Annotated in this window: 1 protein-coding gene; it reads left to right on the top strand. The window is 73.2% G+C overall.

Annotated features, from left to right (window positions below; genetic code table 11):
* Positions 1-257: 6-phosphofructokinase (locus KVT14_RS20615; RefSeq protein WP_217617317.1), on the top strand; the 257-nt coding region annotated here is incomplete at both ends.

The following is a 257-nucleotide window of genomic DNA, read 5'->3' on the forward strand; positions in this document are numbered from 1 at the left end:
CGGGGGCGACGGCACGCTGCACGCGGCGTCGAAGGGCGCCGTGGCGGGCGTGAAGGTCGTCGCGATCCCCAAGACGATCGACAACGACGTGTGGGGCACCGACCGGTCCATCGGCTTCGACACCGCGGTGGTGATCGCGACCGAGGCGATCGACCGGGTGCACACCACGGCGGAGTCGCACAACCGCGTGATGGTCGTCGAGGTCATGGGCCGCAGCGCCGGCAGGATCGCGGGGACCGCGGGCATCGCCGGCGGGG

Origin of the sequence: Cellulomonas sp. GbtcB1 (genome assembly GCF_019091725.1) — a bacterium.
In the GTDB taxonomy this organism is placed as follows: Bacteria; Actinomycetota; Actinomycetes; order Actinomycetales; family Cellulomonadaceae; genus Cellulomonas.